Origin of the sequence: Achromobacter sp. PD1, assembly GCF_048541815.1 — a bacterium.
Taxonomy (GTDB): Bacteria; Pseudomonadota; Gammaproteobacteria; order Burkholderiales; family Burkholderiaceae_B; genus Achromobacter; species Achromobacter bronchisepticus_A.
Map to the genome: position 1 here is coordinate 5077635 of NZ_CP183349.1, position 14465 is coordinate 5092099.

The window sequence follows — 14465 nt, forward strand, 5'->3', positions numbered from 1 at the left end:
GACAAAAAAATCCCCCATCTTTCGGATGGGGGATTTTTTTTGCCTAGGGGCCCGGCTCTCGCCGGGACTCGCGGCCCACGCTCAGGCGTAGGCTTCGATCGGCAAGCAGGCGCAGACCAGGTTGCGGTCGCCGTAGGCGTTGTCCACGCGGGCAACCGGCGGCCAGTACTTGGCGTCGCGCAGCGAAGCCACCGGGTAAGCGGCCTGCTGGCGCGGGTAGTCGTGCAGCCATTCCTCGGCCAGCAGCATCTGCGCGGTGTGCGGCGCGTTCTTCAGGACGTTGTCCTCGGCATCGCGCTCGCCGCGCTCGACCTGGGCGATTTCTTCGCGGATCGAGATCATCGCGTCGATGAAGCGGTCCAGTTCGGCGACGCCTTCCGATTCGGTCGGCTCGACCATCAGCGTGCCGGCAACCGGGAAGCTCATGGTGGGCGCATGGAAGCCGTAGTCCATCAGGCGCTTGGCGATGTCTTCGGCGCTGATGCCGCTGGTTTCCTTGAGCGGACGCACATCGAGGATGCACTCGTGCGCCACGCGGCCATTGCGGCCCGCATACAGGACCGGATAGTGGTCGCGCAGGCGGGTCGCGATGTAGTTGGCGTTGAGGATGGCGACTTCGGTGGCGCGGCGCAGGCCGTCGGCGCCCATCAGCGAGATGTACACGAACGGAATCGGCAGGATGCCGGCCGAGCCGAACGGCGCGGCCGACACCGGGCCGACCTTGGCGTCGCCGGGCAGCTTGCCCTGCTCGTTCACCACGCCCGGCAGGTACGGCGCCAGGTGCGCGCGCACCGCCACGGGACCCACGCCGGGGCCGCCGCCGCCGTGCGGAATGCAGAAGGTCTTGTGCAGGTTCAGGTGGGACACGTCCGAACCGAACTTGCCCGGCTGGGCCACGCCCACCATCGCGTTCATGTTGGCGCCGTCCAGGTAGACCTGGCCGCCGGCCTGGTGCACCAGATCGCAGATCTCGGTGACGGCTTCCTCGAACACGCCATGGGTCGACGGATACGTGATCATCAAAGCGGCCAGCTTGTCGCCGACCTGTTCGATCTTGGCGCGCAGATCAACCAGATCGACGTTGCCGTTGGCGTCCGACGCCACCACCACCACGTCCATGCCGGCCAGCTGCGCCGAGGCCGGGTTGGTGCCGTGCGCCGACGACGGGATCAGGCAGATGTTGCGCTGATGCTGGCCGTTGGCCTGATGGTAGCCGCGGATCGCCAGAAGGCCCGCGTACTCGCCCTGCGCGCCCGAGTTGGGCTGCAGGCTGATGTTGTCGTAGCCGGTGATCTCGCACAGCGCGGCCGACAGGCGGTCGATCAGTTCGTTGTAGCCCTGGCTTTGCGAAGCCGGCGCGAACGGGTGGATCAGCGCGAACTCGGGCCAGGTGATGGGGATCATCTCGGCGGTCGCGTTGAGCTTCATGGTGCACGAGCCCAGCGGGATCATGGTGCGATCCAGCGCCAGATCCTTGTCGGCCAGCTTGCGCAGGTAGCGCAGCATGTCGGTTTCCGACTGCACGCTGGAGAACACCGGGTGCGTCAGGATCGCGCTTTCGCGCGCCACGCCGGCGGGAATGCCGCTGGCGGCGGCCGCGTCCAGGGCGTCGATGTCGAGCTCGACGTCGTCACGTTCCAGGCCGGCGGCGAAGACATTGACCAGCGCTTGCAGGTCGGCCACGGTCACGGTCTCGTCCAGCGACACCGCCAGGCGGGCGCCGTCGACGCGGCGCAGGTTGATGTGCGCGCAATCGGCGGCGGTCAGGATGGCCGGCGTCGCCGCGCCGGTTTCCAGCAGCAGCGTATCGAAGAAGGTGTCGTTGACGACGTTCACGCCCAGCTTGACCAGCTCGGCGCGCAGGATGGCGGTGCTGCGCTGCACGCGCTCGGCGATGCGGCGGATGCCGGCCGGACCGTGCCACACGGCGTACATGCCGGCCATCACGGCCAGCAGCACTTGTGCGGTGCAGATGTTGGAGGTGGCTTTTTCGCGGCGGATGTGCTGTTCGCGCGTCTGCAGCGCCAGCCGCATGGCCGGGTTGCCCTGCGCGTCCTTGGACACGCCGACCAGGCGGCCAGCCATGTTGCGCTTGAAGGCGTCCTTGCAGGCCATGAAGCCGGCATGCGGGCCGCCGAAGCCGAACGGCACGCCGAAACGCTGGGCCGAACCGATGGCGATATCCGCGCCCCATTCGCCGGGCGCGGCCAGCAAGGCCAGCGCCAGCAGGTCGGTGGCGACGGCCACGATGGCGCCTTGCGCATGCGCGGCTTCAGCCAGCTTGCGGTAGTCGGCGACGGAGCCGGTGCTGTGCGGGTATTGCAGCAGCACGCCGAAGCACTCCGGCAGGCCTTCGGCCTCGTCGCCGATGGTGATTTCAATGTCCAGGCCTTCGGCGCGCGTGCGCACGACTTCGATGGTCTGGGGATGCACGTGGCGCGAAATGAAGAACACCGGGCTCTTCGACTTGGCGCTGCGGCGTGCCAGCGTCATCGCTTCGGCGGCGGCGGTGCTTTCGTCCAGCAGCGAGGCGTTGGAGATGTCCAGCCCGGTCAGGTCGGCGACCATGGTCTGGTAGTTCAGCAGGGCTTCGAGGCGCCCCTGCGAGATCTCGGGCTGGTAAGGCGTGTAGGCCGTATACCAGGCGGGATTCTCAAGAATGTTGCGCAACACCACGTTGGGCGTCTGCGTGCCGTAATACCCCTGGCCGATGTAGCTGCGGCAGACCTTGTTGCGGCCGGCGATCTGCTTCAGTTCGGCCAGCACGTCGGTTTCGCTGCGCGAGGCGGGCAGCGCCAGCGGGGCCTGGCTGCGGATCTTGGGCGGCACGACTTCTTCGATCAGGGCGTCCAGGCTGGCGCTGCCGATGACGGCAAGCATGGCGGCCTGGTCGGCGTCGGAAGGGCCGATGTGGCGGGGAATGAAGTCGGTGTGGGTGTCTAGGGCGCGCGACATGGAGAGGTCTCGGGATAGCGGGTGTCGTCGGAGGACGGACGGTATTGCATCTTGCGGAACGGGCGCGTGGCTGGCGCCTGCGCGCCCGTTCCGGCCAGGCGGCTTAGCCGTTGGCGACGGCTTCGTAGCCGGCGGCGTCGAGCAGCTTGTCGGCGTCGGCGGCGTTGACCGGCTTGATCTTGAAGATCCAGGCGGTGAAGGCCGATTCGTTGATCAGGTTGGGATTGTTTTCCAGCTCTTCGTTGAACGCGACGATTTCGCCGGCCACGGGAGCGTAGATGTCCGAAGCGGCCTTGACCGATTCGACCACGCCAGCGGTTTCACCGGCGTTCAGCTTGGCGCCGACCTTCACGTCGCCAACGAAGACCAGGTCGCCCAATTGATCCTGGGCGGTATCGGTGATGCCGACGACGAACACGTCGCCTTCGGCTTTGACCCATTCATGGGACTCGGTGTACTTGCGATCGGTGGGCAGACTCATGGGAACTCCTGAGGGAATGCGGGTAGATGAATGGTGTTGCGCGCCTCGCGCGGGCGGCCGTCGCCCCAGGGGCCGGCGGCTCGCGCGAAGCTTCGAGTTTACGAGTGTTCGACCGCTTTGCCGTTACGCACGAACGGCAATTTGCAAGCCAGGGCGGGCACCCATTTGCCGCGGATGTCGACCTCGACCGTGTCGCCCGGCTTGACGCCTTGCGGCAGGCGGGCAAAGCCGATCGACACGCCCAGCGTCGGCGACATGGTGCCGCTGGTGAGCTCGCCCGTGCCTTCCTTGGTGCGCACGGCCATATGCGCGCGCATCACGCCGCGCTCTTGCAGCTTCAGGCCGATGAAGGTGGCGGGCGTGGCGAATTGTTCCAGCGCGTCGCGGCCGATGAAGCGGCGCTCGGCGTTCTTCAGGGACACGGTCCAGGTCAGGCCGGCCTGGTCGGGCTGGGTCAGCTCGTCCATGTCCTGGCCGTAGAGATTCATGCCGGCTTCCAGGCGCAGCGTGTCGCGCGCGCCCAGGCCGCAGGGACGCACGCCCTGGGCGACCAGGTCGCGCCACAGTTGCACCACGTCCGCGGCGGGCAGCACGATTTCAAAACCGTCCTCGCCGGTGTAGCCGGTACGGGCCACCAAGGTGTCGTCACCCACGCGGGCGGCCACGAAGGGCGTCAGCGGCTCGCTGGCGGCCTGCCAGGCCGGGCGCGCGGCCCAGACCTTGGCGCGGGCGTTCGGGCCTTGCACGGCCACCATGGCCAGGTCGCGGCGCGGGTTGATGGCGACGTCGAACTGGCCGGCCTGCTTGACGCGCTGCATCCAGGCGACGTCCTTGTCGGCCGTGCCGGCATTGACCACGACGCGCCATTCGTCGGCGGCGAAGAAATAGATGATCAGGTCGTCGATCACGCCGCCTTGCGGGTTCAGCATGCAGCTGTACAGCGCCTTGCCGGGCACGGTCAGCTTGGACACGTCGTTGGCGACCAGACGCTGCAGGAAGGCGAACGCGTCCGGACCGGCCACGTCGACGTTCAGCATGTGCGACACGTCGAACATGCCGGCGTCCTGCCGCACCGCGTGGTGCTCTTCCAGTTGCGAACCGTAGGCCAGCGGCATGTCCCAGCCGCCGAAGTCGACCATGCGAGCGCCAGAGGCGATGTGTTCTTCAGCCAGCGGGGTGCGTTTGAGGGTTGCGGACATGCGCGGAAACTCCGGGGCGGCAGTGTTGCCAGGGTTACGGAATGCCAGTGGTGCCAAGCGGGTTGCGCTTGTACAACGGCTGAATCTTCCGCCCCTCTGTCCTTTTGCCTGAGAGTTGCCCCGCATGGCGGGTTTGCACCTTCGGCGCCTGGGCTGCTCGCTATGTCCCTAGTTCAGGGGCGGCGCCAGGTCTCTCCAGAGTACTGTTTTGCCGCGTCCGCGCGGTAAAAAAACCGGGACAGGGCAAGCATGGGCGGTATGGGTTACCTGAGCGATTCCGGGCGAATTGCGCCTTCGGCGGCGGCCGGACGTACAGGCCGCTCTCTCCCGCAACATGCGTGACAGCGGCGCAAGCATACAACGAAAGCCGCAGCCAGGGAATGCCTGCGGCGGCCTCAGCCCAGCGCCGTGTCCAACAACATCATCAGCACGAAACCCAGCATCAGCCCGCAGGTCGCGTAGACCTCATGCCCCTTGCGGTGCGATTCGGGGATGATCTCGTGGCTGATCACGAACAGCATGGCGCCCGCGGCAAAACCCAGGCCCCAGGGCAGGAGCGGCTCGGACCAGCCCACCACGGCGGCGCCCAGGACCGCGCCCAGCGGCTCGACCAGGCCGGACAGCATGCCCAGCGCCACGGCAAACGCGCGCTGGTAGCCCGCCGCCAGCAGCGCCACCGCCACCACCAGCCCTTCGGGAATGTCCTGGATAGCAATGCCGGTGGCCAGCGCGGTGCCGCGCATGGCGTCGTTGCCCGCATAGCCGACGCCAATGGCCAGGCCCTCCGGCAGGTTATGCAGGGTGATGGCGAAAACGAACAGCCAGGTACGGCGCAGGCGGTGCGCCTCGATGCCTTCCCGGCCCTTGATGAAATGCTCGTGCGGCAGGGTACGGTCCATGAGCAGCAGCACCGCCGCGCCCAGCAACACGGCAGCGCCCACCGTCAAGCCGGCGCCCCAGGGGCCATAACCCAGGTCGCGACCCGCCGCGATGCCCGGCGCCACCAGCGAAAAGGCGCTGGCGGCCAGCATCACGCCGGCGCCGAAGCCGAACATGCTGTCCTGCATTTTCTGGGGGATGGTCCGGGCGAACAGGATGGGCAAGGTGCCCAGGGCGGTAGCGCCAGCTGCGACCAGTCCGCCCAGAAGGGCATCGCCCACGTGCGGCGCACGCACGTCCAGATAGACCCACAGCTGGTGCAGGCCCAGGCAGGCCACCAATACGGCCAGGGTCCACACGCTGATGCTGGTGGCCGCCGGCCGCACGCGATGACGGCTGAAGGTATTCATGTGCCGCTGCCCTCCTTGCGAGAGATGCGCTCAGCGCTGGGCCGCCGCGTAGCGGCGCGCCACTTCAGGCCAGTTCACGACATTGTAAAAGGCGCCGATGTACTCGGGCCTGCGGTTCTGGTACTTCAGGTAGTAGGCGTGCTCCCACACGTCCAGCCCCAGGATGGGCGAGTTTCCGTGCATCAGGGGGCTGTCCTGGTTGGCGCTGCTTTCCACCACCAGCTTGCCGGCCGGTGTGACCGAGAGCCAGGCCCAACCGCTGCCAAAGCGGGTCAGCGCGGCCTTGGTGAACGCATCGCGGAAGGCGGCCTGCCCGCCCAGTTCGGAGTCAATGGCCGACGCCAACGCGCCATCCGGCTCGCCCCCGCCCTCGGGCGACATGACCGACCAGAACAGGCTGTGGTTCGCGTGGCCGCCGCCATGGTTGCGCACGGCGCCGCGTATGGCTTCGGGCAACTGCTCCAGCCGCGCCACCAGGGACTCGACCGGCTCGTTGGTGACGATGCCCGCGCCTTCCAGCGCGGCGTTCAGGCTGTTGACGTAGGTCTGATGGTGCTTGCTGTAGTGGATCTCCATCGTCATCGCGTCGATGTGGGGTTCCAGGGCGTCGTAGGCATACGGCAGGGGCGGGAGGGTATAGGCCATGCATGTCTCCGTGAGATCCGCCCCCGATTCAGGGCTTGGATCCATATCGAAAACATAAATGATAAGTATTTTTATTTGATATAACAATGGCAGGTTTCCAATACCTGCCATAGCGCCGGCCTATCGGCGCCCTGTCCCGCCTGGGGAAGCTAGAGCGCCTTGCCGCAGGCCACGCCCGAGGCCCAGGCCCACTGGAAGTTGTAGCCGCCCAGCCAGCCTGTGACGTCCACGGCTTCGCCGATGAAATAAAGACCGGCGACGGTCTTGGCCTGCATGGACTTCTGGTCCAGGCCGCGCGTGTCCACGCCGCCGCGCATGACTTCGGCCTTCTTGTAGCCAGCGGTGCCGCTGGGCACCAGGCTCCACTGATGGATGTCCTGCGCCAGCGCGCGCAGGGTCTTGTCCGGCGCGTCGGCCAGGCGCAGCGCCGCCAGACCCGACTTGCCGCCCTGCTCCGCCAGGTGCAGCCAGCGGTCGGCCAGGCGCTTGGGCCAGAGGCCCGCCAGCACGGTATGCAGCTGCTGCCGGTTGCCCGACTTCGACGCCAACAGTTCTTCCGCCAGATCGCGGCCAGGCGCCAGATCGATCACGATGGGTTCGCCAGGCTTCCAGTAGCTGGATATCTGCAGAATGGCGGGGCCGGACAGGCCACGATGGGTGAACAGCAGGTCTTCGAGGAACTCGCCGCGCGCCTTGCCCTGCCCCGTGTGCAGATTGACCTCCAGCGCCACGCCGGACAATTCGGACAGGGACCGCCATTGCTCGGCATCGAAGGTCAGCGGCACCAGGGCGGGCCGCGGTTCCACGACCTTCAGGCCGAACTGCCGCGCGATCTTCAGGCCGAAATCGGTGGCGCCCAGTTGGGGAATGGCCATGCCGCCGGTGGCGATCACCAGTTTCGCGGCGCGGATCGGGCCTTGGCTGGTGCGCAGCTCGTAGCCCTGCTCGCCATGGCCGATCTCGGCCACCGAGCATCCCATGCGCCACTGCACCCTGCCCGCGTCGCACTCGGCGCGCAGCATTTCGATGATGGATTCGCTGGAATCGTCGCAGAACAGCTGGCCGCGATGCTTCTCGTGCCAGGCGATGTGGTGGCGCTTCATCAGCGCCAGGAAATCCTGCGGCGTGTAACCCGCCAAGGCCGAACGGCAGAAGTGCGGGTTGTCGGAGAGGAAGTTGGCGGGGCCGGCGCCGATATTGGTGAAGTTGCAGCGGCCGCCGCCGGAAATGCGGATCTTCTCCGCCAGGCGCTCGGCGTGGTCGACCAGCACCACGCGCAAGCCGCGCTGGCCGGCGACCGCGGCACACATCATGCCCGCGGCGCCGGCGCCGAGTACTGCTACATCGAACATCAGTCTTCGATCAGGCAGTCGACGTAGTAGCGCTTTTCGCCGTCCGGACCCACTTCGTCGGCCAGGCCGTGGATGTAGGTTTCGAAGCCCGGGAAGCGCTGGTTGAACTCGCGCGCGAACTGCAGATACTGAACGATGGTGCGGTTGAAGCGTTCGCCCGGGATCAGCAGGGGGATGCCCGGAGGATACGGCGTCAGCAGCACGCCAGTGACGCGGCCTTCGAGCTTGTCGATGTCGACGCGCTCGACCTCGCGGTGCGCCATGCGGGCAAAGGCGTCCGACGGCTTGAGGGCCGGCACCATGTCGCTCAGGTACATCTCGGTGGTCAGGCGGGCCACGTCGCGGGCGCGGTAGGCTTCGTGGATCTCCTGGCACAGGTCGCGCAGGCCCATGCGCTCGTAGCGGCGATGGTCGCGGCAGAATTCCGGCAGGATGCGCCACAGCGGCTGATTACGGTCGTAGTCGTCCTTGAATTGCTGCAAGGCGGTCAGCAGCGTGTTCCAGCGGCCCTTGGTGATGCCGATGGTGAACAGGATGAAGAACGAATACAGGCCGGTCTTCTCGACCACCACGCCATGCTCGGTCAGGTACTTGGAGACCAGCGCGGCGGGAATGCCGGTTTCGCCGAAGCTGCCCGACATGTCCAGGCCCGGGGTGATGATCGTGGCCTTGATCGGATCCAGCATGTTGAAGCCTTCGGCCATTTCGCCGAAGCCATGCCAGTGATCGTTGGATTCCAGGATCCATTCGTCGCGGTTGCCGATGCCTTCGGAAACCAGGCGATTCGGGCCCCAGACCTTGAACCACCAGTCGTTCTTGCCGAACTCGGACTCCACCTTGCGCATGGCGCGGCGGAAGTCCAGGGCTTCGCGGATGCTCTCCTCGACCAGCGCGGTGCCTCCCGGCGGTTCCATCATGGCGGCGGCCACGTCGCAGGACGCGATGATCGCGTACTGGGGCGAGGTGGACGTGTGCATCAGATAGGCTTCGTTGAAGACGTTGCGGTCCAGCTTGCGGGTCTCGGACTCCTGCACGATGATCTGCGAGGCCTGCGAGATGCCGGCCAGCAGCTTGTGCGTGGAGTGGGTGGCGAACACCATCGCGTCCTGGCTGCGCGGGCGGTCCTGGCCGATGGCGTGCATGTCCTGGTAGTACTCGTGGAACGAGGCGTGCGGCAGCCAGGCTTCGTCGAAGTGCAGCGTGTCGACATAGCTGCCCAACTGCTTCTTGATCATTTCGACGTTGTAGATGACGCCGTCGTAGGTGCTCTGCGTCAGCGTCAGGATGCGCGGATTCTTGTTCACCGCTTCGCGCGCGAAGGGGTTGGCCTCGATCTTCTTGCGGATATTGTCCGGGTGGAACTCTTCCAGCGGGATCGGGCCGATGATGCCCAGGTGGTTGCGCGTGGGACGCAGGAACACCGGGATCGCGCCCGTCATCGTAATGGCGTGCAGGATCGACTTGTGGCAGTTGCGGTCCACCACCACCACGTCGCCCGCGGCCACGTTGGCATGCCACACCACCTTGTTGGAGGTGGAGGTGCCGTTGGTCACGAAGAAGCAGTGGTCGGCGTGGAAGATGCGCGCGGCGTTCAGTTCGGATTCGGCCACGGGGCCGGTGTGGTCCAGCAGCTGACCCAGTTCGTCCACGGCGTTGCAGACGTCGGCGCGCAGCATGTTCTCGCCGAAGAACTGGTGGAACATCTGGCCCACCGGGCTCTTCAGGAACGCCACGCCGCCGGAGTGGCCGGGGCAGTGCCAGGAGTACGAGCCGTCCTGCGCGTACTTGACCAGTTCGCGGAAAAACGGCGGCGGCAGGCTGTCGACGTAGCTGCGGGCTTCGCGGATGATGTGGCGCGCCACGAATTCGGGGGTGTCCTCGAACATGTGGATGAAGCCGTGCAGTTCGCGCAGGATGTCGTTGGGAATGTGCTCGGAAGTGCGCGTCTCGCCGTACAGGTAGATGGGGATGTCGGCGTTGCGGAAACGCAGCTCGCCGATGAAGGCGCGCAGGTTCTTGATGGCGCTGGCCACGTCCTCGGGCGAATCCACGTCGAACTCTTCGTCGTCGATCGACAGAATGAAGGCGCTGGCGCGGCTCTGCTGCTGGGCGAACGAACTCAGGTCGCCATAACTGGTCACCCCGATCACCTCGACGCCCTCGGCCTCGATCGCCGCGGACAAGGCGCGGATACCCAGACCGGACGCGTTCTCGGAACGGTAGTCTTCGTCGATGATGAAAATGGGGAAGCGGAATTTCATGCAGGCGCTCCTGGGGGCAAGGCGCGTTCGGACGCGTAACGCGGCGCGAGTGTACTTCTAGTAAAAATCCGCCTGATGACAGACGGCGCGAGCACCCGCCAGGGCGGCGGGAATGGCCGAATTGTAGGGCTGTTTTTCTTACAGTCCTAAGGGAAATCCCGGAATGGCCCGGACGGCCGTTGTCATCGCGCCAAAAGCGGACGTTTTCAGCACAGAGAGCCGGGCCGCGCCGGGGAGCAAACCGGGCGCCCGAAGCGCCGGGACGCTAGCGGATGGTGCGGGCTTCGCCCGCCTGCAAGGCCATCAGGAACTGTTCGAAATAGGGCGGGATGGCCTCGGCGGAGCCGTAGCGGATGCGCCTTTCGACCTTGGCGATGGCGCCGAAGCAGACCTCGGCTTCGGGTTCGCCGCAGACCAGCACCACCGGGTCCTCGTCGTCGCACACTTCGTAGAGACCGCCATACGCGCGGCGTCCCACCTCGTAGAGGTAGGCGGCGGCGCCGACGGTCTGCATGGGAGTGAGAGGCAAGGTCCCGAGATGGGCGGCCTCCAGCGCCTCGTCCAGCGCATGGACGCTGGACGGCGTGTAATCCAGCACGGCGCCGGCCGATCCGGCTGCCTGGACGAAGTCCTGCGCAGCACCCGCCACGCGCGCCACGAACTCTTCCTGGACTTCGTCGCGCTTGGCGTCCTGGTTTGTCTTGAGGAAACCGAACATCATTGGCTCCTTTGTGAAAACCGCAAGCGGCGTTAGGACCATTATAGGCAGCGTGTCCCCCTATACTGCCCAATCCACCGCCGAACGTTCCCTATTCCCAACACTTGCCGACCATGTCCCCGATCTCCGTCCGACGCCTTGTTCCCGCCGACGCCGCGCCGCTGCGTCAATTGCGCCTGGACGCCCTGGTGGAAACCCCTGAATCGTTCGGATCGAGTTACGAAGAGGAACACACGCTGACATTGGAGGATATCCGCGGCTGGATCCAGCCTTCGGACGACAGCGCAATGTTTGGCGTGTTCTGCGGCGAGACCCTGGCCGGCATGGTCGGCGTGGGCCGCCAGCGCAAACTGAAGATGCGCCACAAGGCGCACATCTGGAGCATGTACGTGGCGCCGGCGCAGCGCGGCCAGGGCCTGGCGCGGCAACTGATGCAGGCGGCGATCGCCCATGCAGCAGGCATGCGCGGCATCCGCCAGGTGCAGCTGAGCGTGACCGCCAACAATCAGGCCGCCACCGCGCTGTACCTGAGCCTGGGCTTTGCCGAATACGGACGCGAGCGAGAAGCGCTGTGCGTGAACGGTGAACTCTACGACGAAGCGCTGATGGCGCTGCCGCTGGCCGGCAAGTAGCGGCGCCGCCTCAGCCCGCGCCAGCCCGCCGCCGCGTGCCGTAGGCCCGCACCAGATTGCGGCCTTCGTCCTTGGCCTTGTAGAGCGCCTGATCCGCCGCCTTGATCACCGCTTCGGGCGCGCGCAGGGCGTCGCTGCGTTCGGCTACGCCTATGCTGACCGTCACCCGCAGCGGCCGCGCATTGCGCACATCGCGCCCGCCACGGCGGCGCAGGCCGATCTGGTCGGCCTTGGGGCGCACCGGCTTGTCGCGCAGCCGCATCTGGTAGGCCTCGATGGAGCGCCTGACGCTTTCCAGGTGCGGCATGCTTTCCGCCGCGGTCTTGCCCGGGAACACCAGCGTGAATTCCTCGCCGCCGTAGCGGTAGGCCCGGCCGCCGCCCGGCACGCGCCGCAACTGGGCCGCCACCATGCGCAGAACCTGGTCGCCCACGTCATGGCCGTGGGTGTCGTTGAAAGCCTTGAAGTTGTCGACGTCGGCCATCGCCAGCGTATAGACGCGGCCCATGCGCTGCAGCCGTTCGTTCAGCGCGCGCCGGCCCGGCAAGCCGGTGAGCTCGTCGCGGAACGCCATGTGGAAACCTTCATGGGCCAGCGAGATGCAAAGGGCCGTCAGCGCGGCGGTGGACATCAGCGCCAGTTCGACGGGATGTTCCGCCCCGCGCGGCAAGGCCCACGCCATGCACACGAAGCCCAGCCACTGCCCCGCCTGTTGCGGACGCCCATAGCGCAATAGCAGCAGGGTCAGCGTCAGGCCCGTGGCCAGCAGCGCAATCAACCCTTCGATCGGCACGCTCAGGTGCGCCAACCTGCCTTGCACGGACAGCATGCCGAACAGATCGGACACGCCGTCCTTGCCGGCCAGCGCGATCGCGGCCGCGCCAGCGGCGATCAGGCCGATGCGAGCGGCCAGGTCCAGCAGCATGCTGGAGCGTTCGGACCACAGGGCGTTGATGGTGTAAGCCAGCGACCACCACGCCAGCGCCGGTCCGACGGCCCAGGGTGCTTCCGTGGCCAGCGCCGGCCAAGCCGCCGTGGCGGCCAGCACGCTGAGCATCAGCACCATGGTCTGCGCGCGCTGGTACATCAGGCACACGGCCACGCCGATCAACGCCATCACCCAAGGCACGAACGGCACGATCTGCGTCAAGGCCGGCGGCCATTCGCGCCACAGCAGCAGCCCCACCGCGGCGGCCACCGGCAGCGCAGGATAGAACAACAAAGGCAGCCAGGGGATATGGGGGTAACGCACGGGTCGGGGCTTTTTTACGCTTGCGGAGATGACGTCGCCAAATCGGCAAACACATGTACTGTCATTTACGGACGCGGCGGCGATGTTCTTTAGCGGATTTGCAAGTAACACCGGGCGCCGCGGCCATGATATGTTTTTCGCCTTCACTCAGCAGACGGATCCCCAATGCGCATCCTGGTCAACATCGACGTGCCCGATCTCGAACACGCCATCGACTTCTATCACCGCGCTTTTGGCCTGACACTGCGACGCCGGCTGGGACCGAAAGCGGCCGAGATGCTTGGGGCCGAGGCGCCCATCTATCTGCTGGAAAAGGCTGCGGGCACGCCAGCCGCCGGCGCCATGCGCCAGCCGCGCGACTATGCGCGGCACTGGACGCCAGTGCATCTGGACGTGGTGGTGGAGGACGCGGACCGCGCGGTCGCACAGGCGGTGGCCGCCGGCGCGCGCCTGGAAGATCCAGCCGTCTCGCATGCCTGGGGCCGCATCGCCCACCTGAGCGATCCCTACGGACACGGCATCTGCATCCTGCAGTTCCTGGGCCGGGGCTACGACGAGTTCGCCACGCCGCCGCTGCAATACTCGCCGGTCTCGGAAGCCGATTTCGAAGACCTGCTGGCGCTGCGCATCGAAGCCATGCGTGAAAGCCTGGAGCGCCTGGGGCGTTTCGACCCGGCGCGCGCGCGCTCGCGGCTGCGCAGCACGTTCCGGCCGGAACATACCTGGTCCATCGAGCAGGACGGCCAACGTATCGGGTTTTACGCGCTGCGCCCGGAGGGCGACGGCTTGCGCCTGGATCATCTGTACATCCGCCCCACCGCCCAGGGTTCGGGGCTGGGCGGACAGGTCATGCGCAAGATCCTGCTGGAGGCCGACCGCCTGGGCCTGGCGGTAAGCCTGGGCGCGCTGCGCGGCAGCGACTCGAACCGCTTCTACCGCCGGCACGGGTTCGTGCAGACGGGCGAAAGCGAGTGGGATATCGACTACCTGCGCCCGGTATCCGGGCGCGCAGGCTGAGGCCTCAGGTGCGCGGCAGGGTCACGCCGCGCTGACCCTGGTACTTGCCGCCGCGGTCGCGGTAAGAGGTCTCGCAGACTTCGTCGCTTTCCAGGAACAGCATCTGCGCGCAGCCTTCGCCGGCATAGATCTTGGCCGGCAGCGGCGTGGTATTCGAGAATTCCAGCGTCACGTGCCCTTCCCATTCGGGTTCCAGCGGCGTGACGTTGACGATGATGCCGCAACGCGCATAGGTGCTCTTGCCCAGGCAGACAGTCAGGACGCTGCGCGGGATGCGGAAATACTCGACCGTGCGGGCCAGCGCGAAGGAGTTGGGCGGAATGATGCAGACGTCGCCCTTGAAATCCACGAACGAGCCTTCGTCGAAATTCTTGGGGTCGACGATGGTGGAATTGATGTTGGTGAAGATCTTGAATTCGTCCGCGCAGCGCACGTCGTAGCCGTAGCTGCTGGTGCCGTAGCTGACGATGCGCCCGCCATTGGCCGTGCGGACCTGCCCTGCTTCGAAGGGTTCGATCATGCCGGCTTCGGCCTGGCGGCGGATCCAGCGGTCGCTTTTGATGCTCATGGTGGGAATGGTGCTAGGGAATGGAGTGGACGCCATTTTATCCCGAGTGCGGATGCGCCACCGGCGAGGGGCCGGGCGGGACCGTGCGTGCCGCCC

Annotated in this window: 12 protein-coding genes and 2 riboswitches; of the genes, 2 read left to right on the forward strand and 10 right to left on the reverse strand. The window is 66.5% G+C overall.

Annotation, left to right across the window (positions count from 1 at the left end; genetic code table 11):
- Positions 1–81 precede the first annotated feature (81 nt).
- The 8 genes from gcvP to ACM1PE_RS23950 form a co-directional block, all read right to left on the reverse strand.
- The gene (gcvP, locus tag ACM1PE_RS23915) at positions 82–2955 is read right to left on the reverse strand and encodes an aminomethyl-transferring glycine dehydrogenase (RefSeq protein ID WP_419341157.1); all 2874 of its coding nucleotides are present in this window, start codon (positions 2953–2955) and stop codon (positions 82–84) included.
- A 103-nt stretch (positions 2956–3058) separates the two neighbouring features.
- Positions 3059–3436, reverse strand: a complete 378-nt coding sequence (gene gcvH, locus ACM1PE_RS23920) for a glycine cleavage system protein GcvH (RefSeq protein ID WP_042795177.1) — start codon at positions 3434–3436, stop codon at positions 3059–3061.
- A gap of 98 nt (positions 3437–3534) precedes the next feature.
- Complete coding sequence (gene gcvT / locus ACM1PE_RS23925) at positions 3535–4635, reverse strand: glycine cleavage system aminomethyltransferase GcvT (protein ID WP_118931389.1); 1101 nt, start codon at positions 4633–4635, stop codon at positions 3535–3537.
- Between the two features lie 86 nt (positions 4636–4721).
- Positions 4722–4844, reverse strand: a riboswitch (glycine riboswitch).
- A gap of 35 nt (positions 4845–4879) precedes the next feature.
- Positions 4880–4975, reverse strand: a riboswitch (glycine riboswitch).
- A gap of 55 nt (positions 4976–5030) precedes the next feature.
- Positions 5031–5924: a ZIP family metal transporter gene (locus ACM1PE_RS23930; RefSeq protein ID WP_059371309.1), complete on the reverse strand. Its 894-nt coding sequence runs from the start codon at positions 5922–5924 to the stop codon at positions 5031–5033.
- 30 nt (positions 5925–5954) lie between these two features.
- A complete protein-coding gene (locus ACM1PE_RS23935) occupies positions 5955–6569 on the reverse strand; it encodes a superoxide dismutase (RefSeq protein WP_118931390.1) in 615 nt (204 codons plus the stop codon).
- A 149-nt stretch (positions 6570–6718) separates the two neighbouring features.
- Positions 6719–7921 (reverse strand): NAD(P)/FAD-dependent oxidoreductase, encoded by a 1203-nt coding sequence (locus tag ACM1PE_RS23940; protein WP_419341159.1) that lies wholly within the window; start codon positions 7919–7921, stop codon positions 6719–6721.
- Positions 7921–10182 (reverse strand): arginine/lysine/ornithine decarboxylase, encoded by a 2262-nt coding sequence (locus ACM1PE_RS23945; protein ID WP_054451997.1) that lies wholly within the window; start codon positions 10180–10182, stop codon positions 7921–7923. The genes ACM1PE_RS23940 and ACM1PE_RS23945 overlap by 1 nt, the downstream gene beginning before the upstream one ends.
- Before the next feature lie 265 nt (positions 10183–10447).
- Positions 10448–10900, reverse strand: coding sequence for a hypothetical protein (locus ACM1PE_RS23950; protein WP_059371486.1), 453 nt, complete (start codon positions 10898–10900; stop codon positions 10448–10450).
- Between the two features lie 113 nt (positions 10901–11013).
- Here ACM1PE_RS23950 and ACM1PE_RS23955 point away from each other — a divergent pair, with 113 nt between their 5' ends.
- Complete coding sequence (locus ACM1PE_RS23955) at positions 11014–11532, forward strand: GNAT family N-acetyltransferase (protein WP_059371306.1); 519 nt, start codon at positions 11014–11016, stop codon at positions 11530–11532.
- Positions 11533–11542: 10 nt separating this feature from the next.
- Here the strand turns inward: ACM1PE_RS23955 and ACM1PE_RS23960 are convergent, their stop codons facing one another.
- Positions 11543–12784 (reverse strand): sensor domain-containing diguanylate cyclase, encoded by a 1242-nt coding sequence (locus tag ACM1PE_RS23960; RefSeq protein WP_059371305.1) that lies wholly within the window; start codon positions 12782–12784, stop codon positions 11543–11545.
- Between the two features lie 165 nt (positions 12785–12949).
- On the opposite strand from ACM1PE_RS23960, the gene ACM1PE_RS23965 reads away from it, so the two are divergent.
- Complete coding sequence (locus ACM1PE_RS23965) at positions 12950–13801, forward strand: GNAT family N-acetyltransferase (RefSeq protein ID WP_419341160.1); 852 nt, start codon at positions 12950–12952, stop codon at positions 13799–13801.
- A gap of 4 nt (positions 13802–13805) precedes the next feature.
- Here ACM1PE_RS23965 and dcd read toward each other — a convergent pair whose 3' ends face one another.
- Positions 13806–14369, reverse strand: a complete 564-nt coding sequence (dcd, locus tag ACM1PE_RS23970) for a dCTP deaminase (RefSeq protein ID WP_041654363.1) — start codon at positions 14367–14369, stop codon at positions 13806–13808.
- Positions 14370–14465: the final 96 nt, after the last annotated feature.